The sequence below is a fragment of the Fulvivirga ligni genome (genome assembly GCF_021389935.1).
GTDB classification, from domain to species: Bacteria; Bacteroidota; Bacteroidia; order Cytophagales; family Cyclobacteriaceae; genus Fulvivirga; species Fulvivirga ligni.
Window position 1 is genome coordinate 2498342 of record NZ_CP089979.1, and the last position, 24641, is coordinate 2522982.

At 37.6% G+C, this 24641-nt stretch carries 5 protein-coding genes; all 5 read left to right on the forward strand.

The window, feature by feature from the left end:
- Positions 1-25: 25 nt before the first annotated feature.
- The 5 genes from LVD16_RS11050 to LVD16_RS11070 are packed head-to-tail and all read left to right on the forward strand — an operon-like array spanning position 26 to position 24609.
- Entirely contained in the window at positions 26-2407 is a 2382-nt protein-coding gene (locus LVD16_RS11050; RefSeq protein ID WP_233774001.1) for an ABC transporter permease, read from the forward strand.
- Between the two features lie 52 nt (positions 2408-2459).
- On the forward strand, positions 2460-8804 hold the full coding sequence (locus LVD16_RS11055; RefSeq protein WP_233774002.1) for a type I polyketide synthase: 6345 nt from the start codon (positions 2460-2462) through the stop codon (positions 8802-8804).
- Positions 8805-8835: 31 nt separating this feature from the next.
- Entirely contained in the window at positions 8836-10875 is a 2040-nt protein-coding gene (locus LVD16_RS11060; RefSeq protein ID WP_233774003.1) for a non-ribosomal peptide synthetase, read from the forward strand.
- A gap of 38 nt (positions 10876-10913) precedes the next feature.
- A complete protein-coding gene (locus LVD16_RS11065) occupies positions 10914-19946 on the forward strand; it encodes a non-ribosomal peptide synthetase/type I polyketide synthase (RefSeq protein WP_233774004.1) in 9033 nt (3010 codons plus the stop codon).
- 10 nt (positions 19947-19956) lie between these two features.
- The gene (locus tag LVD16_RS11070) at positions 19957-24609 is read left to right on the forward strand and encodes a non-ribosomal peptide synthetase (protein ID WP_233774005.1); all 4653 of its coding nucleotides are present in this window, start codon (positions 19957-19959) and stop codon (positions 24607-24609) included.
- Positions 24610-24641: the final 32 nt, after the last annotated feature.

The following is a 24641-nucleotide window of genomic DNA, read 5'->3' on the forward strand; positions in this document are numbered from 1 at the left end:
TTCTAAATAATAAAATATTTAACTTATGTTAAAAAAGAACTTTTTGATAGCTGTCCGTAGATTACTTAAAAATAAAGGGCATGCTGTGGTAAATATATTGGGATTATCGATTGGCCTTGCTTCAATTATACTTATGTTATTCTACATAAAGTATGAAACCACTTATGATTCTTTTAATAGCAATTACAATGAATTGTATAGAGTTGAGCGAAGTTACAATGTTGGGAACCAAAATGAAATATGGGATTCAGCGCCTTATATTTTGGCAGGAGAGTTAAAAAGTTCTGTACCTGAAATTGAAAATGCAACTAACATTAATTATACCTCGAATTACCTCACGTTTAATGATAAAATGTATAATGAGAAAAAAGGGTTGTATGCTGATAGTAGTTTTCCTGATATGTTCACTTTTCATTTTATAGAAGGTAATAAAATTGAGGCACTGAAAGAGCCGATGAGTATTATAATTTCTGAATCGTTGGCAAACAAAATTTATGATGATGTAGATATAATTGGAGAGACACTTCTTGTCGATAAAAAGCATAACTGTGTAGTAACTGGAGTATTTCAGGACTATCCTGAAGACTCTCATTTAGACATTGATTATGTTATTTCGTATAACTCATACGAGCAATTGACCGGATTTAAACGCGATGCGGGATGGGATTATGATAATTCTACTATTTATGTACAGCTTAAAAATAATGCTAACTATAAAGATGTCTCTCAAAAGATAAAAGACATACTAATGTCTCGTGGTAAACATGAGCAGGGAGTAAGTGAATTACTAAGTTTAAGGCCAATAGGCGAGATTTATCTGAATAGTTCCAATGTAAGAGGAGGTTCAGGCGGTCAAAGAAGTGAAATAACTATAATATATATGTTTGTGGCAGTGGTAATTTTCACTGCACTTATCACCATTCTTAACTACATTAACTCGAGTACTGCACAGCTAATGTATAGAGAGTTAGAAATTGGTATTAAAAAGGTACTTGGTAGTTCACAACGTCATTTGATTTCCCAATTTATAGCAGAATCATGGGTGATGACAATTGCATCATTTATAGTCTCAATTGCGATTGTTTTTGTAGCGTTACCATTTTTCAACCAATTAATAGATAAGGAAATTTCATTTGAATTGAATAGGGATTGGCTACTTTTAATTAAGATCACTGTAGCTGTGTTTATTGTGGGAACCATTTCAGGACTTTATCCAGTATTTTATCTTTCTTCTCTCAAAGTATCGGCCTTTCTCCATGGAAACTCTTCTTTTAAACGTAGAACTCGATTAAGAAAGGTATTAGTAATATTTCAGCTAATGGTGGCCATTCCTTTGATTTTCGTTTCCATTCTTATAACTGAACAGATCAGGTATATTGAAAATAAAAATATAGGTTTTGTTAAGGGAGGTTTGTTGGTGTCAAGAGTAGAAACTGCCGGTAAAAAAGACCTAGAGCTGCTTAGGTCGTTGAAGACCATTCTACGACAAAATCCGGAGGTAGAAGAGGTAACTATCTCCAGCTCAGCTCCTTTTAATGGAGGTGGTCAGGAAACGTTTAATTGGGAGGGAGGTGAGCCAGGAAGTCAAATTGCCCTTAGGTCACATGCAATTGATTATGACTTTATAGACACTTATAAGATTCAACTTGTAGCTGGAAGGGACTTCTCAAGGGAACATGGTATGGATTTACGATCGGCATGTATGCTAAATGAAACGGCGGTTGATGCATTTGGCTGGGAAGATGCTATTGGTAAAACTATTGATGATGGACGGTTGCGCGTGATTGGGGTAGTTGAAGACTTTAACGATTATACGTTATTCAAGAGAATTCCACCTATGATATTAACTATGAATGAAGACTGGCATAATCCCTTGGTTACAATTAGAGTAAATACTGAACAGGAGGCAAGGGTACAGCAAGAGATCAATACATTATTTAATGATTATTTTCCCAATGATCCTTTGGAATTCAGGTATTTGAACACAGAGTTTGATAGCAATTTCTTGGATGCTCTTAGAAGTGCCACTAAAATGTTTATATTTTTTTCAATGTTAGCCATTCTTTTGGCGGTTCAAGGACTTTATAGTCTTGTTTCTTATTCTTTAAAAAGCCAAAAAAAGATGATTGCGGTTCGTAAGGTGTTAGGCGCGAGTATTCCGAGTCTGTTTACATTGATGATGAAAGAGTATATGATACTGTTTGCCATTGCAGGCTCTTTGGGTCTAATTTCTGTCTACTTAGCAGCAGGCAAGTTAATGAGTGTATTTGCTTACCATGTGGAGGTGAAATTATTCTACCTATTGGCAGCTGGTATGCTGGCACTCTTTGTTGTAATAATATCAGTGAGTAGCAAAATAATATCAGCGTCCAAAGAAAATCCAATAAAAGCTATAGCTGCAAAATGATAAGTAGTAATGCTTTATGTCTTAACTATTAAGGTTGAAAATTAATTGAGTTATGAGTAATGAAAAAAAACCGATAGCTATTGTAGGTATCGGATGCCGGTTCCCCGGTTCAAGTTCTTCTCCAGCGAGTTTTTGGGAGATGCTGATTAATGAAACGGATGCTATTATTGATGTGCCAGCTGATCGTTGGGATAACAGGCGTTTTTATGATGAAAATGACAATAAATCCGGAAAGATAAGGGCAAAACAGGGAGGGTTTCTTACTGAAAATATTGGGGAGTTTGATCCAATGTTCTTTGGAATTTCACCACGGGAGGCAGAGCCCCTTGACCCTCAAACACGCTTGCTCTTGGAGGTTGCTTATGAGGCCATTGAAGACAGTGGGCATACTTTAAAGGCAATTAGGGGGTCTAGAACAGGTGTATTTATTGGCGGATTTACTTTCGATAATTATGGCCTACAAACGATCAAACCTAACCGGGAGCTGATTAATTCTCATACCGCCACTGGCGTTACTTTGACCATGTATTCGAACAGATTGTCTTATACCTTTGATCTAAAAGGACCTTCAATTTCAATTGATACTGCCTGTTCTTCCTCACTTGTTTCTACACACTATGCATGCCAAAGCATATGGAATGGAGAGTCTGAAATGGCGTTAGTGGGTGGAGTTAATCTAATGTTGAGGGCAGAGAATTCGATTCTCATGAGTAAAGGGAAATTTCTTTCAAAACATAGTCGTTGTAAGGCTTTTGATAGTGATGCTGGAGGATATGTAAGAGGTGAAGGAGCAGGCATAGTTCTTTTAAAACCGTTAGATAAAGCATTGGAAGATAACGATAGGGTTTATGCACTCATTAAAGGGACTGGGGCAAATCAAGATGGCCAAACCAATGGTATAACGGTACCAAATGGTGAGTCGCAGAAGGCCTTGATTCATGAGGTATATTCCAATAGCAATGTTAATCCTGCTAAAGTTCGTTATGTAGAAGCACATGGCACTGGAACCCCAGTAGGTGATCCAATAGAGTTTAAGGCATTAAACGATGCTCTTTCTTTAAATAGAAAAGGAGATGATAAATGTTTGATAGGTTCTGTGAAGACCAACATGGGACATTTGGAAGCTGGAGCTGGAGTTGCGGGCTTAATCAAGGCCGCTCTTTGCCTGTACCATAATGAGGTGCCGGCAAATCTTCACTTTAATAAACCGAATCCTGCTTTAAATTATGAAAAGAGTTTACTGAAGGTCCCAGTGACCAGAGAGAGCCTTCCCGATACCAGAGATTCTTTTGCCTCAGTTAATTCGTTTGGTTATGGAGGTACTAACGCTCATGCAGTGTTAATGCAATATACAAAGGATGAGAAGGACTTGAGCATCTCGGAAATTCAGAAAAAGGATATGTTTATTTTTCCTATTAGTGCAGCTAGTGAATTAGCACTAAAGGAAATGGTTCTAAAATTTAGGGAATATCTTGAAGTAACAACAGATAAGTTTGCCCAAATTTTGAGCAATGCAATTTATCGAAGAACGCTTCATACAGAGCGACTTTCCATAGCTGCCACATCAAAAGCAGATCTGATTAATAAATTAGAGGCCTGGGAGGAGGATGTGCAGTTAAAAGGAGTAGCAAGATTTAGTGAAATTAATGAAGAGGCTAAAGTTGTGTTTGTATATACAGGAATGGGCCCGCAGTGGTGGAAAATGGGCAGAGAGCTTTTAGATAGCGAGCCAGTTTTCTATGATGCCTTGCTGGATTGTGATAAAGAGTTCCAGACAATATCAGGGTGGTCTGTACTAGAAGAGATGAAAAAGCCAGAGGAAAGCTCTCGTATTAAAGAAACACATATAGCACAACCTGCAAACTTTCTGGTTCAGGTTGGGCTCACTAAACTTCTAGAATACTATGGAATATCCCCTGACGCAGTGGTAGGACACAGTGTGGGTGAAGTAGCCTCTCAGTATGTTTCTGGAGCGCTTTCTCTTCGAATGGCATTAAATATTAGCTATCATAGAAGCCGTTTGCAGCATAAAACTTCTGGAATGGGGAGTATGTTAGCTGTAGGTTTGCCTGAAGAAGAGGTGCTGAAAGATCTTAAGAAATATGAAAATGTATCTATTGCTGCGGTAAACAGTCCTGGTTCAGTAACATTAGCTGGAGATACTAACCAGCTGGAAATGTTGGCTAAAAAATATGAAGAGCAAGGTTACTTTAATAGAATGTTAGAAGTTTCCGTACCTTATCATAGTCCTGTAATGAACAAGATTGAGGATGAGTTATTAGAGGAGCTTGCAAATGTTAAGGGAGGGTCTACAAATATTGACCTCTATTCGACAGTAACGGGAGATATCGTTAAAGGTGAGGAAATTAATAATAGATATTGGTGGAAAAACGTCCGTGACACAGTGCGATTCAATACCGCTATCAATTCTCTAGCACGGGATAACTACAATGTTTTTATTGAAATAGGGCCTCATCCGGTTTTAAGAAACTCAATGATAGAATGTGTTCAGAATAACCCAAAGTATCATTTCTTGCAAACTCTCAAACGGAATGAGCCTGAGCAACTTAATTTCTTTGAAAACTTAGCAGCCCTTCAAGCCATAGGGTGTAGTATCAATTGGGACAGATGGATAGGTAAAATGCCTCATCTAAACTTACCGAGTTATCCTTGGCAACGAGAACATTTTTGGATGGAATCAAGATTTTCCAGAGAAGATCGACTTGGTCGAGATGGTAGTGTTTACCTCAATACTCAAGTTCACTCACCACAACCCACCTATGAAACTGAATTAAATAAGTATTTCTTTCCATTTTTAAATGATCACATAGTGCATGGAAAGGTGGTGTTTCCAGGTGCCGGATATGTTGCTGCTGCTATTGCCCTTTACCAACAGGAAGTTAGCACCAAGACTCCTTTCAGTTTAGAAAATATTAAATTTCATCAGGTCTTAACTGTGGATAACAATAAAGTGCAGAAGCTCTACACATCTTTTAATAGAGAAAATAGGCAATATATTGTTCAGAGCAGAGATGAAGGTGAAAATAGTTCATGGTTTACTCGTTCCTCAGGAAAATTCACAATCGGGAAATACGAAAATAGTCCCAAAAATCTAAATATTGCAAGTATCAGGAGCAGGATGAACCGCCAAATCAATGAAGAAGAGGTTTACGAAAAACTTAGCAATTCAAAGCTGGAATATGGTCCTTGGTTTAGAACTATCAAAGAAATAGAAGTTGGGGATGGTGAACTTATAGCCAAAATAAAAGCTTATTCTGGATTAGAGGAGACGGATGATAACTTTTTTCATCCTACTTTACTTGATGCCTGTTTTCAATCCATGATTTTGTTTGATAGCTCTGAATTTGTGCCGGTTTCTATCGGCAGAATTAAATGTTATATGAATCCGGGTAATGAATTTTACTGTTATTCATATCTTAAATATACCACCGTAAATTCTGCTGTAGCCGATCTGCTAGTATGTAATGAAAATGGTGAAGTACTCATTGAAATAGAAGATTTTAAATGTCAGGAGCTTGTGAGCAATGTGGCTCAATCAACTGACTTTCTCAAGGATAGCTTATTTGAAGTATTCTGGGCCGAAGAAGAAGCTAAGGATTTACAACCGGATCAAGATAATGTGATTTGCGTTTTTACCTATGATTATGGACTCTGTGAACCACTTTTAAAGGAGCTACAAGGTAGAGTCATTGTATTTCAGGGAGGTACCGCCTTCAGAGAGTTAGGTGATGATCATTTTGAATTTAATACTTCTGATCCCCAGGGACTCGCCAGAGTGCTTCCTGACGTTAATACATTGCAAATATTATCTTTACTTAGTATAGACGACGTGTCTTCAGACAAAATCCAAAGTGAAGAGTGCCTCGATAAAATTATGCCTCATGTGAATCTACTAAGGTACGTGCGAGATAATCATAAAGGCAGGTTGAAGGTAAGTTTTGTAACTCAAGGAAGTCAGCTTGTATTTGATAATGATGTTGTTTCTTCAGTAGTGGGAGGCGCTATACATGGGCTCGCGCGACTCATAGGAAATGAAATGAGAAATTGTCAGGTCAATTTAGTTGATTTGCCAGGAAAAGTAGGTGATAAGATTGATATAGTCACTTGGCAAAAGGTTGCTGCTAGACTGATGTGGGATGGTAATGGCTTTGAGGAGTTGGCAGTTAGAAATGATATAATTTATACCAAAGCAGCGAAAAAGTCTATCAGTAACAAGGAGGAGAAACTTACAGAGTTGGTTTCATTTAAGGATGGACCCCTTAAACTTAATTCTTCTCGTCTGGGTGACTTAGATTCACTTCGATTTGATTATATGGAAAAGCTCGTCCCAGGTTCCGATGAAATTGAGATACTGATTGATAATACTTCGATTAATTATAAGGATTATCTTAAGGTATGCGGAAAGATTACGGCAGAGGCATTGGAAGGTACATATTGCGAAGATAAAATCGGATTAGATTGTGCTGGTACTATCTTATCAGTAGGTAAGGATGTTAAAAACTTTAGTGTGGGAGACCGAGTAATTGCTTTTGCCAGAGGCACTTACCAGTCTAGCAGTATTACCTCGGCGAAGTTAGCAGTAAAGTGCCCTGAAGGATTTTATGACCATGGTTCAGCCATAGTTACCAGTTATGTTACTGCTATATATGCTCTTAGAGACAAAGCTATGATTTCTGCTGGGGATAAGGTCCTTATACATAATGCTACTGGGGGCGTAGGAATTGCAGCCGTAAACTATGCAAAATCCGTTGGAGCAGAAATATTTGCAACGGCAGGAACTGTGGAGAAGAGAGAGTATCTGAAATCTATTGGTATCTCTAAGGTGTATAGCTCCCGTAATCTGGATTTTTTCCACGAAATAATGGAGCATACTGACAGTTATGGGGTAGATGTGGTACTTAGCTCTTTGCCTGGCGAAATGATGCACCAAAGCATGGGGCTTCTGGCTCCTTATGGTACATATCTTGAAATAGGAAAGAAAGACATTATCGATAATGCCTCCATGCCAATGAGATTTTTTCATAAAAACCTTTCTTATATTTCCATTGATGTAGATAGGATGTTGAGGGAAAGACAAGATAAAATTCAGGACTTACTGATTGATGTTTGTAATTATATTCATGCTGGACAACTAGAGGCCTTACCGATAATAAAATATCAGGCAAGTGAATTGGCAGATGCCTTCGGTCTGGTGGAGGCTAGTAAGCATATCGGTAAGGTTGTCATAAATTTTAATGAGCAGTTTGTAGAAGTAAATACAAAACGTAAATGGGGGGTTAAACCCGATATGACATATTTAATTACTGGTGGAACCAATGGTCTTGGGCTGGAAATTGCCCGGTGGCTTGCTGCTAATGGTGCCCAGAATCTTGCACTAGTTAGTAGAAGCGGCCTTAAAACTAAGCAGGCTGAAATTGCAGTGGAAAATATGATTAGAACCGGAGTGAAGGTAAAAGTTTATACCACTGATATAGCTGATTCGAATCAAGTAAATGAAATGTTTAAGAAATTAAATTCTGAATTGCCAAAGTTGATAGGGGTATTTCATGGAGCGATGGTACTCGATGATGGTTACTTGGTAGACATGAATGAGCAAAGATTCAATACCGTGCTTAAGCCTAAAGTAGATGGCGCTGTAAATCTTCACCATGCCACAAAAAACGATGACTTGGATTATTTTATAATGTTCTCATCTATTTCCTCCCTAATAGGAAATGTAGGTCAGGCAAATTATGTGGCGGCCAATGCATTTCTTGATGCTTTTGCTTGGTATAGACATGGTCTTGGTTTGCCTGCAACAACTATTAATCTTGGAGTTTTGGCAGAAGCAGGGGTAGTGGCTAGAAACAAAAACCTTGAAACTGTCTTAGATAGTGTGGGTATCAAAAGTTTTACAAATAGCCAGGTTCTGGCTGGGCTAAATCGTATATTAGAAGAGAAGCCTGTTCAAATAGGTTTTTTTGACATCAACTGGAAAGTTCTATCCAAGAATATTGGTGCTAGTGGAGTATCACTTTTTAAAAACATGATTGCAGCCAATGCCTCTTCGGATGAAAGCCTTTCAGAAAAACAAGCCGCCCATTTGCAAAATATTAAACGACTTAGTGGCTTAGAGAGGCACCTCTATATAATGAATCTATTGACTATAGAATTAGCTAAAATACTTAAAATGTCTGAAAGCCAGATTGCTCCGGACAAGGGTATTAATTTTTTAGGGATTGATTCTATTCTTTCTGTTGAACTAATCAGAAGAATCAGTGACGAACTTGCTGTAGATATGTCTCCTATGGAATTCTTGGCGGGTCCTTCAGTGAGCCAATTGGCAACTAATATTATGGAAAGAATAAAGCAAGATCAGGAAGTAGAGGTAGTTTGATTTTAAATTAAATAAATGAATCATTGAGATTATGGAGGAAGTGACATTACAGGATATATTTCGAGAAAATATCAAAAGTGGGGCTAAGAGAGGTATCACATTTCTGGATGTAGGCGGTAAATCGGATTACTTGTCTTATAAGAAATTATACCTTAAGGCTACTTGTATGTTATATAGTTTGAGGGAGAAGGGAGTTGGTGCTGGCTGTGAACTAGTATTTCAATTTCAATCAAATCAAGATTTCCTTATCACATTTTGGGCCTGCATCTTTGGTAAGATTATTCCTGTTCCAGTTACTTTTGGAGTATCTCAGGAGGGAGTAAACAAGTTATTAGGGGTGTGGAAGAAATTAAAAGACCCATACTTGATAACAGATCTTCCCGGACTAGCCGATAAAGTTGGGAAATTTGACGAAATAGAAGAAGATGTGGTGATAGCGCAAATACGTCAGCGTTGCTTATTGTATTCAAATCTTACTTCTAATATTCAGGCAGAGCCACTTGCTGCTTCTATGGATGACCTTGTCTTTATACAATTTTCATCAGGATCAACAGGTTATCCCAAAGGGGTAATGAATTGTCAAAAAAATATAATGTACAATATTAATAATTCAATTAAACACCTGGGTGTTAAAGACGATGATAGATTTTTAGGCTGGATGCCCTTGACTCATGATATGGGGCTGGTTTTTTTTCATTTGTTGCCCCTGCTTCTTAATGCTGATCAGTGGCTTCTACCACCCGTAGTTTTTCTTACTTATCCTAACCTGTGGCTTTCAAGCCTTGCTAAAGAGCAGATAACGGTGTCTGGTTCTCCTAACTTTGGATATAACCATGCCTTGGAGAATATTGACATAGCGGCAATTCAACCTCAATCATTTGATAAACTAAGAATAATGATTAGCAGCGCCGAACCGGTTTCTATAAAAGTATGTAGAGATTTTACAAATATGTTAGGTCCTTATGGATTTGGTCCCGATGTTATTTGTCCGGGGTATGGATTGGCAGAAGCCGTACTTGGTGTATCACTATGTTTTCCTGATGAGAAAGATAAATTAAAAGAGCACCAACTAAACCGACATAAGTTAAATGTTGGTGATAAGGCTGAATATATTAAAGATGACATTCGAAATGCTGCCTCTTTTGCCGATTTAGGACCTCATAATGGTACGGAAATAAATATAAAGGATGCAGATGGTAACAGCTTGCCGGAAGGAACTCTTGGATATGTTCATTTAAGAAGCCCCGCTGTAACTTCTGGTTACTATAATGACCCTGAAGCCACAAAAAAAGCCCTTTCTAAAGATGGTTGGTTTGACACTGGAGACCTTGGACTATTAAGTAACGGAAATCTTGTAATAACTGGAAGGCAAAAGGAGATGATACTAATTAATGGACAAAATTATTTTCCTAATGACCTTGACAGAGTAATAGAAGAACTTTCTATTATTGAGTTTCAGCAAGCCGCATCATGTAATATATATAATAATACAACACTTCAAGATGATATAATAGTCTTTATAGCTTACCAAGGTTCTATACAGGAATTTGTGCCATTGGCACAAGCTGTAAAAAGACACGTGAGACAGCGAGTAGGCTTACGTGTAAAGGACATTATTCAAGTTGTAAAAATTCCGAAAACTACTAGTGGAAAAGTGCAACGCTACATACTAAGAGATAACTACTCTTCTGGGATTTATAATGACTTTCTTTCAAATTTTAAAACAAAGACTAATTTGATGAGGTCAAAGGCTAAAAATTTTTCAAAAGAGGAGCTAGAAAAAATGATAATTCAATCCGCCAAGGATATTTTGGAGGTGAGTGAAATAGTTAGGTCAACTAATTTTTTTGATCTCGGAGCCACGTCTCTTCAGATCATGCAACTCAATGGTATTATTGAAGCTTATATTGATAAAGAGTTGGATGAGGTAGCGATGTTTAAATACACGAATGCTAAGGATCTTGCAAGCTATATTCACAACGAATTACTTAGCAATCCATTGGACAAAGACGATGATACAATTGACTTTTCTTCAGCAAAGGAGCGTATTAAAAGACTTATCCGTCAGTGATAAGATATTATCATGGAGATAATAAAAAATTAAATTGAATGAAATCTAATAATTATACAGGATTTGAAGTTGCGGTAATTGGAATGGCCTGTAGGTTTCCTGGAGCTTCTGATATTAACCAATTTTGGAATAATCTACAAAATGGGGTAGAATCTGTATCTCGATTTAGCGAGGATGAACTTCTGGAGTATGGTAATTTAGATCGTGATATTTTGAATCCTGCATATGTAAGAGCTAAGGGGTTAATTGAAGACGCAAACCTGTTTGATGCATCGTTTTTTGGCTTCAATCCAAATGAAGCCAATATGCTTGATCCCCAAGTGAGGCTTCTGGCCCAATGTACCTATCATGCATTAGAGGATTCAGGATATGGTTTTGAAAATAATCTTAACCGAGTTGGGGTTTTTGTAGGTGCACTTCCTAATGTGCCGTGGCAAGGACATTGTTTTAGAAATAGTGGCACAGAATACTCTGAGCAATTTTCTTCTCTTATTCTCAATGATAAGGATTTTGCAAGTACTAGGTTGTCTTATCTACTTAATTTGCACGGACCAAGTAGTACTATATATACGGCGTGTTCTACTTCTTTGGTAGCTGTTGATATGGCATGTCAAAATCTGCTAACTGGCAAATGTGACTTATCTGTTGCAGGTGGCGTGGCACTGTCACTACCCTACAAGTCTGGCTATACCTATGAACCCGGAATGATTATGTCAAAAGATGGTCATACGCGTTCTTTCGACTCAGAAGCAACAGGCACCGTGTGGAGTGATGGAGTGGGTATAGTTATATTAAAGCGTCTAGATGATGCTCTTAAAGATAGAGATAATATATATGCCATTATTAAAGGGAGTGCGGTAAACAATGATGGCAATAGGAAAGTAGGATATACGGCACCAAGTGTAAGAGGGCAGGCTGAGGTGATTCGTGAGGCGTGTATGATGGCTGAAGTAAATCCCGAAAGCATTAGCTATATAGAAGGTCATGGTAGTGCTACAAACCTTGGAGACAAAATTGAAATTACAGCATTGAATGAAGCTTTTAGCGAGGTGCCAACAGATTACAAGTGCCCAATTGGAAGTGTGAAAGCAAATATTGGACATTTGAACGTGGCGGCTGGTATAGCTGGATTTATAAAAGCCTGTCTCATGCTGAAAAATACCTCACTGCCACCATCTATTAATTTCACAAAGGCAAGTTCAAAGTTAATGGAGGGCGATGCTCATTTTTATGTAAATAGAGATTTAGTTAGATGGGAAAATACTAATTATCCTTTAAGAGCAGGAGTAAGCTCTTTTGGAATTGGCGGTACAAATGTGCATGTTATTTTAGAAGAAGCCCCTGAGCAACCTTCGAATGTAGCAGATGAAAGGGGGTCATTAGTTTGTTTTTCGGCAAAAACCGAAGAAGCACTTAACCGAACAATAAATAATTTTTCGCTATATCTTGAAAATAATAAGGAAGTAAATCTCGACAAGTTGGCTTATACCTTGCAGGTTGGGCGAGAACATTTTTCTTTCAGAAAAGCCTTTTATGCATCTAACTTGGGAGATGTTAGTCTACAATTATCGGAAAGTAGTCATGCTACTTTATCAAAAGAAACACCCCCAATAGTTTTCATGTTTCCAGGTATGGGCGCTTTATACTCTCATCTGGGGCGTGAAGTTTATGGTAAAGAAAAAGTTTTTAGAGAAGCGCTAGATCATTGTTTCTCAATATTGAAGAAAAAAACAGGCAAGAATTTTAAGGAAATACTTTATCCTGAGAAGCCTTCAAGAGTACCTGATGATTTTCAGGTGCCTCAGCTTTTAATTTTTTCCTTTGAATACTCATTGTCTCTATTACTTAAATCATGGGGTATCTCACCGGATTATATAATAGGATATAGTCTGGGGGAATATGTGGGCGCTTGTGTGGCGGGCGTCTTTGATGTTGATACTGCCCTCGAGATTCTTGTAGAAAGGGGAAGACTTATTAATAGCCTGGATACAGGTGGTATGGTAGGAGTAGGCCTTTCAGTCGAGAAAGTTCAACCTTATCTTATAGATGGAGTCAATGTTGCAATAGATAATGGTAGGTCGGTCGTTCTTGCCGGTAAGAAGGAAGTACTTCAAGAATTAAAAGTTCATCTTAGTGAGCAATCCATTGCTGCTATTGATATGAATGGTTCATATGCCCTTCATACTTCAGAGATGTTACCTATTTCAGATGAATTTCGGCAAGTAGTGGCACGGTATAGTTTAAACATACCCGAGGTGCCACTCATGTCTAATTTAACAGGTAGCTGGAGTGATGAAAATATAACCTTTCCAGATTACTGGGTTAAGCATTTGTCACAAACAATGGTTTTTAAAAAGAGTATTGCCAATTTGTTAAATGAGCACCCAAATGCTTTGTTCTTGGAAGTTGGTGCAGGTAATAGTTTGTGTAATCTGGTGCGTCGCATGGCTGATAAGACAGCACTACCAACATTGATAAATCTTGTTAGATCTGAAAATATCAAGGATTCAGATCATGCCCATCTGATAAAAGCACTAGGCACATTTTGGGAGACTGGTGGGGTAGTAGAATGGAAAGGGTACCATTATGGTAATAAAAAGGCTAAGCTTTCATTACCAGTATATCCATTCGAGGAGAAAGCCTTTAACCTTCATGTAGATAACGACTTCAAAAAGATAATACCTTATGAGGATTGCCTTGAAAGAAATAAAGACATTTCTACTTGGTTTTATACACCTTCCTGGAAGCAATTATCGATAAGCTACAATACCCAGGTAAACACGGGTAATGTCTTGATGTTGGGCTGGGAAAAGACCGTAGAACTCACCGGTCTTATGGCCGCAAATGCAAATAGAATTATTTCAGTTTCATATGGCAAAACTTTCGCTGAAATTGGCCCTGGAAGTTATGAGCAAGACTACAGTCGTGGACAGCTTGATCAATTATTTACTGAGCTTCGTAGACTAAATTTCAATCCAGATATCATCGTCGATGTAACATCACTGAAAGGAAAAACGAATCGTTCTAATGATGATTTATTTCGACTTTTAAATGTATGGCAGTCATTTTCTTCTTCAGGTATGGCTCGCAAAAATGAGAAATTAAAATATGTAGCTATATCCAAAGATATATTTACCGTTTTTGGGGATGAAGAGATAGACCCCGACAAATCAACATTAATTTCCGCAATACAGGTTATACCACAGGAGAACGCAGGTTTGAATGGCAAGATAATCGAAATAGACGGCACCTCACTTTTGAAAAACCATCAGCAGATTTATCATACTATTTATCAAGAGATAATTTCTGATAATGCTGATTCGATTATAAGTTTTCGGGGAGGTAAAAGGTGGGTTCGCAATATAGAGCCGTATGACTTGAAGTACCATAATGAACTCCAGTCCATTGTGAAACCCGATGGAACTTATATAATAATAGGAGGATTGGGAGAAATCGGACATACTCTTGGAATGTATCTTCTCTCCGCCTTTAATGCCAATGTAATTTTAATAGGTCGGTCGGCTCTGCCAAAAAAACACCAATGGATTAAGGAAAATGGAACTGATGATGAGATAAGTAAAAAAAATTCTCGTTTTGCAGAAATGGAAAAGGCCGGTGGAAGGGTTGAATTTATTCAAACAGATTCATCTTCGGTGGAACAGATGTCAAAAGTTATCGATCAGGTATCTGCTGAATATGGGAAAGTGCAGGGGATATTTCATGCAGCAGGAGTATTAGATAGAGATCTTTTCAACCTGGCTTCTAGCATTACTCAAGAACAGGTACGAGGTCATTTTCCTGCAAAGGATAAAATTTTAACTGTTTTAAAAGATATTGTTGAACATCATGAAGTTGAGTTTATCGCAGCTGTTTCATCACTTTCATCGCTTGTAGGCGGCTTAGGCATGGTAGGGTATGCTGCGGCTAATCAATACATGGATAGCTGGATAGAACGTGAAAATAGACGAAGTAATGTCAAATGGATATCACTCAATTTCTGTAACTGGGAAGGGTGGAAAGATGACTTCGCAGACCTTTCACTAAGTGATGATGCTTTAAAAACATTCATAACTCCAAAGGAGGGGAAGGAAGTATTTAAGCGCTTGCTAATGGCTAATAACAATGAAACGCAAATAGCAATATCGCCTGTGGATTTACCGTCTCTCATTGAAAAATGGAAGTCCATTGAAACGAGTAAAGAGGTAAATAAAGTAAAAAAGCAAGCAACACGTCAGGATAAGCCAGCTATTTCGGTCACTTATCAGGCACCAGAGTCAGAGATGGAGGAAAAGTTGGTAGTTATATGGGAGGAGCTATTTGGTTTTGGTCCCATAGGTGTAAATGATGATTTCATGGAGCTTGGTGGAGACTCTCTTAAGGCGGTTACTATGCTTTCTCATGTTCACAGTGTTACAGAAATGGTAATGTCTCTTCAGGATTTCTTTAAAAATACAACGATAAAGCAAATTGCGTTTCACTTGGCCTCTGCACAGAAACAGATGTTTGAACCAATACCTTTAGCTGATGATAAACCATATTATCAATTATCATCGGCACAGCGTCGCCTTTTCTTTTTACATCAGCTAAATGAAAAAAGTATCACTTATAATGAAATAGATGCAGAAACTTTATTAGGTAGACTTGATGTAGAAAAACTAAAATCCGCCTTTAAACAATTAATAAAGAGACATGAAGCATTACGTACTGAAATCTTTTTTTCGGATGGTGTACCGGTGCAGCGAGTTTTGGAAACTTGTTCTTTTGATATCGAATATTTTGAAGCCGATTCAGATAGTGTGCTGCAGATTATTGAGCAATTTCAAAGACCTTTTAATCTGGCTAAAGCTCCTTTGTTACGAGCCTGCCTCATAATGGTTGACCCAGATCAGCATGTTCTGGTGATTGAAAGACATCATATTATATCTGATGCTATTTCTAGTACAACACTTGTAAAAGATCTGGCGGCATTATATAATGGAGATGTTTTACCAAAATTGGAAGTTCAATATAAGGACTACGCAGAGTGGCAATTATCAGAAAGTAATACAGAGCGTATTAAAAAACAGGAATCTTTCTGGGTAGACAATTTGAGAGACTTTATACCTCTTACTCTACCCGTAGATTTTTCTAGAAAACCTGACCAAAGTCATACAGGTAGTCAGTTAACTTTTGAGCTTGACTCAGCAGATGTTAAGAAAATAAAGAGGGCTGCTCTGGCTGGGGGGGTAACGGTATTCAATTTTATGCTGGCGGCTTTTAACGTTCTCTTATCAAAGGTAGCAGGCCAGGAAGAAGTAATAATTGGAACTATAGTGGCGGGCAGAGATCATCCTGATATAAGAGAAACAATGGGTGTTTTTGTGAATGCTCTACCCCTAATCAACACTGTAAATAATAACCTGACTGTTGGAGATTTTGTGGAGCAGGTCAATAGTAATTCAATAAAAGCTTTTGAGCATCAGCAGTATCCTTTTGAAGATATGGTTACTAAGCTAGATCTGCCAAAAAATTTGTCTCGAAATCCAGTATTCGATGTTACTTTTGTATATCAACCGGTGGATGTAAAGGCTCATACCATCAACGGTATTGAACGTCATTCTTATCCACTGCCTTGCAATACTTCAAAGTTTGATCTGAGTCTCAACTGTTTTGATAATGGTGAGACATTGAAGTTAACCTTTGAGTATGCAGACAGTCTCTTTAAAGAATCTACAATTAGGCGGTATTCTGTATACTTTCAAAAAATTCTAGCTGAGTTTTGTGAAGATAGTAGTCAGTTACTAAGAGAAATAGAATATATACCAGAGGAAGAGAGAAAAAATATTATGGAAATGTCTACAGGACTATATGTAGATACTCCTACTATGTTGATACAGGAATATTTAGAACATCACTCCGCAATCAAACCTGAGTCGACAGCCCTAATTACAAATCATGAAAGCCTAACCTATCGTTCGTTAAATGATTACGTTTTAAAACTTGGTAGATTTTTAATGAGCAAGGGCGCCGCCAAGGATAAACTAGTGGTTTTAGCTCTTGATAGAAGTATAGATATGGTAGGAGCAATGCTGGCAATTTGGAAAGCTGGTGCAGCATATGTGCCTGTTGATCCAAACCTTCCTGAAGAAAGGTTGAATTTTATACTGAATGACACAAACCCAATACTTGTTCTCACAGAAAGTAGATACGAAAATAGATTTTCTGAGGTGAAATTTGTTGAGGTTGTAAATCTGAATTTATGGAACGTAGCAAGTCATGAACCTTTAACCTTTGACTTTCCACACCCAGATCTTGACAGCCTCGCTTATGTAATCTATACCTCTGGTTCCACAGGGAATCCAAAAGGAGTTATGGTGGAACACAAATCCGTGATAAATAGGCTTATTTGGATGCAGAATGCATATCCTATAAGTGATGCAGACAGGGTGTTGCAGAAAACCCCAGCCACCTTTGACGTATCTGTGTGGGAGCTTTTCTGGTGGATCATTCCTGGAGCTACACTTGTACTTCTTGAACCAATGGGGGAACGTTTTCCAGAAGTAATTGCCAGTACATTCAAACAGCAACAAGTTAATGTAGTACATTTTGTGCCATCTATGCTCAATGTATTTTTGGATTATTTGGATACGGAAAGCAAAAATGAGGGAATTGGATTCTCTGAATTGAGACAAGTGTTCTGCAGTGGGGAGGCTTTATCTTCAGGCACCGTTAGGCGTTTTAACCAGCTAATGGGGATGAATGGATGCAAACTTGTTAATTTATACGGCCCTACGGAAGCAACGGTAGATGTTTCATATTTCGACTGTCCTGAGCAAGATGTGCCAAATATAATACCCATCGGTAAGCCGATATCCAATTGCACCCTTTTGGTTTTAGATAACCAGTTGAATTTAGTACCTACTGGTGTTCATGGAGAGCTATGTATAGGGGGAGTGCCTGTTGCGCGAGGTTATTTAAATAGGCCCGAGCTTAATCAGGAAAAATTTGTGGATGGTCCAGAAAATATCGGAAGGCTTTATCGTACTGGTGATATTGTACGTTGGTTAGACATCGGAGACCTCGAATATATGGGGCGTTCGGATCACCAAGTTAAGGTTAGAGGGTTCAGAATAGAAGTTGGTGAGATTGAAGTGGCCTTTACGAAGCATAAAAATATAACTGAGGCGGTGGTAACCACAATTATAGGTGCAGATGGCAATAAACGACTATGTGCATATTATGTAGGACACGAGGATATGGAAGAAATTCAAATAAGACACTTTCTTCAAGCATTACTTCCAGAGTATATGCTCCCTCATTATATTATACCCATCGAGTCACTGCCTTTAACAAAGAATGGGAAGGTAGATAAGAAAAATCTGCCCGAGCCAGGAATTAATGAGTTGAGAGGCAAACAGGAAAGGGTTTTACCTACTACTGATATTGAACAACAACTGACTGATATAGTCGGACTTTTACTGAACATAAAGGATATAAGTATTACGGATAATTTTTTTCGTATTGGAGGTGATTCTATTGTCAGTATTCAGGTGGTCAATCGAGCAAGGGAGGCAGGGATTAATATTAAAACTCAAGATTTATTCAGGCATCAAACTATAGAAAGGTTGGCGGCTTTTGCTGCCTCAAATGGAGTCAGTGAAAAAGGAGAGCAAGGAATTCTTTCAGGTCCTGTACCACTAGCGCCTATGCATAAGTGGTTCCTTGCGAATGATTTTCATCTGCCTGACTTCTGGAACCAGTCTGTATTACTAAGAATATCATCTGATGTTGACCCAAAGGTAATAGAAGTAGCATTTAAGAAGCTTACACTTGTACATGATTCTCTTCGCCTTAAATTTGTGAAAAATAAGCATGGTTGGAGCCAAGAGTATGGAGCAGAACTGCAAGAACCGATTGTAGAGGTAGCGCAGATAGATCATTCTGATACTGAAAGGTTAATTCCTTTGTTCAATGATATCAATAATCAAATGTCTCTTGAGGAAGGCCGTGTGATTCGAGCTTTATTACTAAAAACCCCTCCTTCTGAATTGAATTATCTCTATATAGTGATACATCATATGGTTGTGGATGCGGTATCATGGCATATAATATTAGATTCTTTTTTCAAGTTATTGTTTGATAATATAGATGTAAGTAAAACCCTGAAGAATAAAACAAACTCGTTTAGAGAATGGTCTACGGCCATGGAAAGTTGGGGTAAATCAGATAAATTATCAAGTGAGTTGGTTTATTGGCAACATGTACTCAATCATCAGTTTGAATTAAAAGCAGATTATTCCGAAGGTTCTAATTTTGAAAAGGACGCAATAAAAATGTCTTTAAAGCTTGATGCTAATTATACGGCACGACTTATTGGTCAAAGTCAGGTGGCCTATAATACACAAGTTCCTGATCTTCTAATTCTTGCACTTACCAGAACCATTGGTCGGTGGATAGGTTCGGATGATATTGTAATCTGGTTGGAAAGACATGGGCGGGAAGATGTAGAGCTTGATGTATCCTCAACAACCGGCTGGTTCACTTCACTTTATCCTCAGTTATTAAAACTTAAAGAAAAAAGCGATTTTGAAGATGAGATCATAAGCATAAAGGAGCAGCTGAGGAGCGTACCAAATAAAGGAATTGGATATGGAGTGTTGCGTGACAAACTATTTGACAATGATCATCAGTATGAGGGTGAACACCCTTTACTATTCAATCATTTAGGGCAGCTCGATAATCTGGATAATCTTGATTATCCGGTATACATGGAGGAGTTACCGGATATTGCGAACAGTCATCAGGATAATAAGCGCACTTCAGATTTTGAGGTTTTGACTTTTATTGCCTCAGGAAATCTAAATCTACAATGGTCATATAGCAAGAACAGATGGGAAAAAGAAACCATCAGATTACTTGGTGAAACATTCTTAACTAACCTGAAAGAAATTATTGACTATTGCGCTAATAAGCAAAAAAGAAATTATACCCCGTCAGACTTTCCTTTGGCACAACTTGATCAGACAGATCTTGAGGAGGTTTTAAGAGGAAATGGTGAAGGAGATAAGGAATATAACATCTATGAAATTTAATAAGTAGAGGATGGAATTTTTAAATTATTTAAAAGATCATGGTATTGAAGTCTTTCTTAAAGATAATGATAAGCTTGAGGTAAAAACTGAAGAAGCTCAAATTGATGAGTCTTTATTACAACAGATTAGAATAAGGAAAAAGGATTTAATCAGTCATCTCCAAAATTCAGGCAAAAAAGGGGGGGGGGGGATAGTGAAAGGCATAGATGATGTTTACGCTCTGTCAGCTATACAGGAAGGTATACTTTTCCATAGTATTCTTTCTCAGTATACAGGTATGTACATTGAGCAGATTTGTTGTGAAATGACTGGTGAATTTGATGTTGAAACTTTTAAGCAAAGTCTTTCTAAACTTGTTCCATTGCACAGTATACTCCGAACTTCATTCGTTCATGAATCCATTAGCAAACCAGTACAGCGAGTTCATGCTGAAGTAGAAATACCTGTAGATACCTATGGGTTTTCATATAACGACGGAGATGAGTTAAAAGATGCACTTAATGAATTTCTAATAAAGGATAGAAATAAAGGATTTGATTTAGCGAAACCACCCCTCATTAGAATTTCACTAATAAAATTTGCGCCGGACAGTTATTATCTGGTTTGGACTAGCCACCACATTTTAATGGATGGCTGGTCAATGATGTTATTATTGGAAAAAGCATTTAGGTATTACCGGATGCTAATTCAAAATATAGAACCTAAGAAGGAAGAACTAGATGATTATAAGGACTTTATTAACTATTTGCAAAGTCAAGAGACCTCCGCAGCAAAAGAATTTTGGACTCATAATTTGGCAAGATTTGAAGAGGCTTCAGAGTTTGCATTTAAGAAAAAGAAGCTTTATTCTGTTCCTACTAGCCAATCAGCTTTTCATTTTTCATTAGATAAAAATACTTCAAGTCAATTAGTTGATGAGGCTAGGCTACGGGGGGTTACTGTAAATAATGTAATTCAAGCAGTTTGGAGCATTGTGCTTTCACGCTATACTAATCAATCTGAAGTGTCATTTGGTATAACGCTGGCAAACCGGCCAGATAATATTAAGAATATTGAGAATCGCATAGGGCTATATATTAATACACTTCCGTTTTGTGTATCGATCAACCCGGAGATTTCATTTTGGGACCTGGCAGCTTATTTAAATAACCAGCAACTGAAACTATTTGAATATCAATTTACTCCTCTAGCAGATATTCAAGATTGGGTGGGGAAAAAACCCTTATTTAATAACATTCTTGTATTTGAGAACTATCCAGTTCAGAGTCTAAATGAAAACGAGCAGCTTTTTCGGATAAATGATATTAACGTTTTTGAAAAAACCAACTATGATATATCACTCATTGTGAAATATTCAGATACTCTGGATTTTGAAGTTCAGTTTGACGAAAGTAATTATGATAACCAACAGATGTCCTGGTTGGAGGGGCACATCAAAACATTGATTACACAAGCTATTTCTTACCCTAATAGACGTGTGAAGCAAATGGAAATAATATCTATAGAGGAGAGGAATGCACTTTTTTCTAATTTTCATGAGAATAACAATCTAGCTGTGCCTGATGATTGTCTTCATCAGTTATTTGAAAAGCAAGTTGAAACCCACCCAAATCGCAAGGCACTTTACTTTGAAGGGAAGAGCTATTCTTATCTAGAACTAAACAATCGATCTAATATTTTGGCTCATGTACTAAGAGAACAAGGGGTGGGTAGGAATATATTGGTCGGACTTAGTATAGAGCGATCTGCCGAAATGGTAATAGCAATTTTTGCTATTTTGAAAGCTGGAGGGGCTTATGTTCCAGTAGATGTAAAACTACCAGAGGAACGTATTAGCTATATGCTTGAAAATAGTGGCGTTAAATTGGTCTTAACAGGTGCTTCCACTGATAAATTACACCTCATATGCGGAGAAAATGTAAAGCTTCTAGATTTGAGGTCTTTCAACTTCAATTCAGACGCCTATCAAAGAGGACCACAAAATATTAATACTCCTAATGATGCCATTTATGCACTTTATACGTCTGGGTCTACTGGTAAGCCTAAAGGAGTGGTGCTAGAGCATAGGAACATCACTAATCTTGTACGCCATTGTATTGATCGCACGTCCTTAGATTTTACCAGAGTGTTGCAATACAGCACTATTTCTTTTGATGTCTCAGTTTCTGAAATATTCTATACACTGTGTGCTGGTGGGGAGATTTTCATCATCACAGAGGAAATCAGGAACAATTTGGATCTACTTTTTAAATTTATTGATGTCCACAAAATTTGTACGGTGTTTTTTCCAATGTCACTTCTTAGAATACTTTTTAGTGATGCCCATCTCAAAGAGTTAATACCTTCTTGTATTAAGCATATACAAACAGCGGGAGAACAAGTTGTCATCAATAATAACTTTAAAACATATTTAAAAGAAAAGAATATTTTCCTGCATAATCACTACGGACCATCGGAAACCCATGTATCATCTACATTGGAGATTCATCCTACTTCCAATATTCCTGAACTTCCATCTATAGGTCGCCCAATACAAAACTGCTGGAACTATATTGTGGACGGTAACGGCTTGTTACAGCCTGTAGGAGTTCCCGGAGAACTATGGATTGGAGGTGTACCAGTAGGCCGGGAGTACATAAAGAGAGATGATTTGAACCAACATAAATTTGTGACCGATCCTTTTCATCTAGAACACAGGCTATATAAAACAGGTGATCTGGCACGTTGGCTACCTGATGGTAATATAGAATTTCTTGGTAGAATGGATCGTCAGGTCAAAATTAGAGGTTTTAGGGTTGAGCCTGGAGAAATTGAGCAGTGTTTATTGAATCATTCACAAGTAAAACAGGCAGTGGTAGGTTTTTTTACGGATGTAGATGGTAACAAAGAGATTAGGGTTTACTTTGTTAGTAATGAAACACTGGATACCGATTTACTAAGAAAATATCTTCAGAAGCATTTGCCAGACTATATGATCCCTTCAGTCTTTGTGCAAGTGCAGGATATCCCGATTACTTCAAATGGTAAAATTAATTTATCAGCACTGCCTGAAGCAGGATCGAAAAGTGTTCAGGGATATGTTCCTCCTGCTAACTATAGTGAAGAAACGCTGGTAAGCATATGTAAAGAAATATTGAATAGTAACGGCAGTGATATAAGCATGAATGATAATTTTTTGGCTATAGGAGGACATTCCATAAAGGCAATGCAGCTTATATCCAGAATCCAAAAAAAAATGAGCGTCAAGCTCAAGTTATCGGATGTCTTTGAAAATCCTGTATTAGCAGATCTGGCAGAAGTCATTACAAAGGCCAAATCAAATCCAGTAAACACTATTAAGAAGGCAGATTATAAAGCCTATTATAAAACGTCATCAATGCAAAGGCGATTATTCTTCTTACAGCGGTTTAATCCATCAATAACCACATACAATATGCCTGTGGCCTACATAGTGGGGGGCTCAATTGATTTGAAAAGAATAGAAAATGCTTTCAAAAGGCTGATTCAAAGGCATGAGGGACTAAGAACAAGTTTTGAAGTGGTTAATAATGAAGTGGTACAAAGAATTGAAAGTATCATCAATTTTAAACTAGATGTTGAGCCTGGCATAGAAGCTGAATGTGGTGATTATCTAAAGAGATTCATTCGGCCGTTTGATCTTACTCTTTCACCATTATTCAGGATAAAACTAATAAAGTTTCAGGAAGACAAGAATTTGCTCATGCTAGATTTTCATCATATAATCAGTGATGCTTTTTCTATTGATACACTTATTAAGGATTTTGGAAGCTTATATAAGGTGCAGCCTTTGACAGATCTAAAGCTTCAGTATAAGGACTACGCCGAATGGCAATACTCAACCACTTTTACGGCAATAAGGGAAAAACAGGCTGAATTCTGGCTTGAGAAATTATCCTCAGAAATACCTCGGTTAAAGTTGCCGGTATCAGGCCAGAATACAGGTGACGGAACCTATAACTTTATTATTGGCTCTAAGAAGACACAACAAATGAGACAATATGCTGAGAGGCAAGAAGTAACTATGAATATTCTGTTACAAACTTTGTTCAACGTATTGCTATCAAAAGTTTCTTATCAGGAAACTATCTGTATTGGTACTCCCATGTCTGGACGTAGATCAGAAGAACTTGAAAACGTGGTCGGAATGTTTGTGAATACTGTCGTTCTGCTAAATTATGCCGAGGCAGACAAGCTGTTTAGCAACTTCCTTCAAGAGGTGAAATATACGGCTATTGAAGCTTTTGAAAATCAGGAATACCCATATGATGAATTAGTAGAGCAACTGCGAGATAGAGATATAGGCACACAACCTCTCTTTAACATTATGTTTGAGTTTCAGAATGTTGAAGTTGGAGAGATAAGTATCCCTGGACTTACTCTAACTCAAAAACTGTTCGAAAGTAGAGAATCCAAGTTTGATTTGACTTTTGTAGTGCAGGAAACAGCAGAAGGAATACACCTTGAGTACCGGTATTCTGGTAATTACTTCACTGAAAATTCAATAACTGATTTTAATCTCAATTTGCAGCATATCATCGATCAGGTACTTAGAAATGATAATGTCACCATTGAAGAGTTAACATTTGCAGGACATCAGACAAACAATGCATTGATGCAACTAGCAAAACCCATTAGTGAATAAAACAAAGAAAACCGATAATTTCCCTTAATCAA

Bases quoted from the DNA above. Each gene is read 5' to 3' on its own strand.
- LVD16_RS11050 (WP_233774001.1), top strand. From the start codon at position 26: ATGTTAAAAAAGAACTTTTTGATAGCTGTCCGTAGATTACTTAAAAAT.
- LVD16_RS11055 (WP_233774002.1), top strand. From the start codon at position 2,460: ATGAGTAATGAAAAAAAACCGATAGCTATTGTAGGTATCGGATGCCGG.
- LVD16_RS11060 (WP_233774003.1), top strand. From the start codon at position 8,836: ATGGAGGAAGTGACATTACAGGATATATTTCGAGAAAATATCAAAAGT.
- LVD16_RS11065 (WP_233774004.1), top strand. From the start codon at position 10,914: ATGAAATCTAATAATTATACAGGATTTGAAGTTGCGGTAATTGGAATG.
- LVD16_RS11070 (WP_233774005.1), top strand. From the start codon at position 19,957: ATGGAATTTTTAAATTATTTAAAAGATCATGGTATTGAAGTCTTTCTT.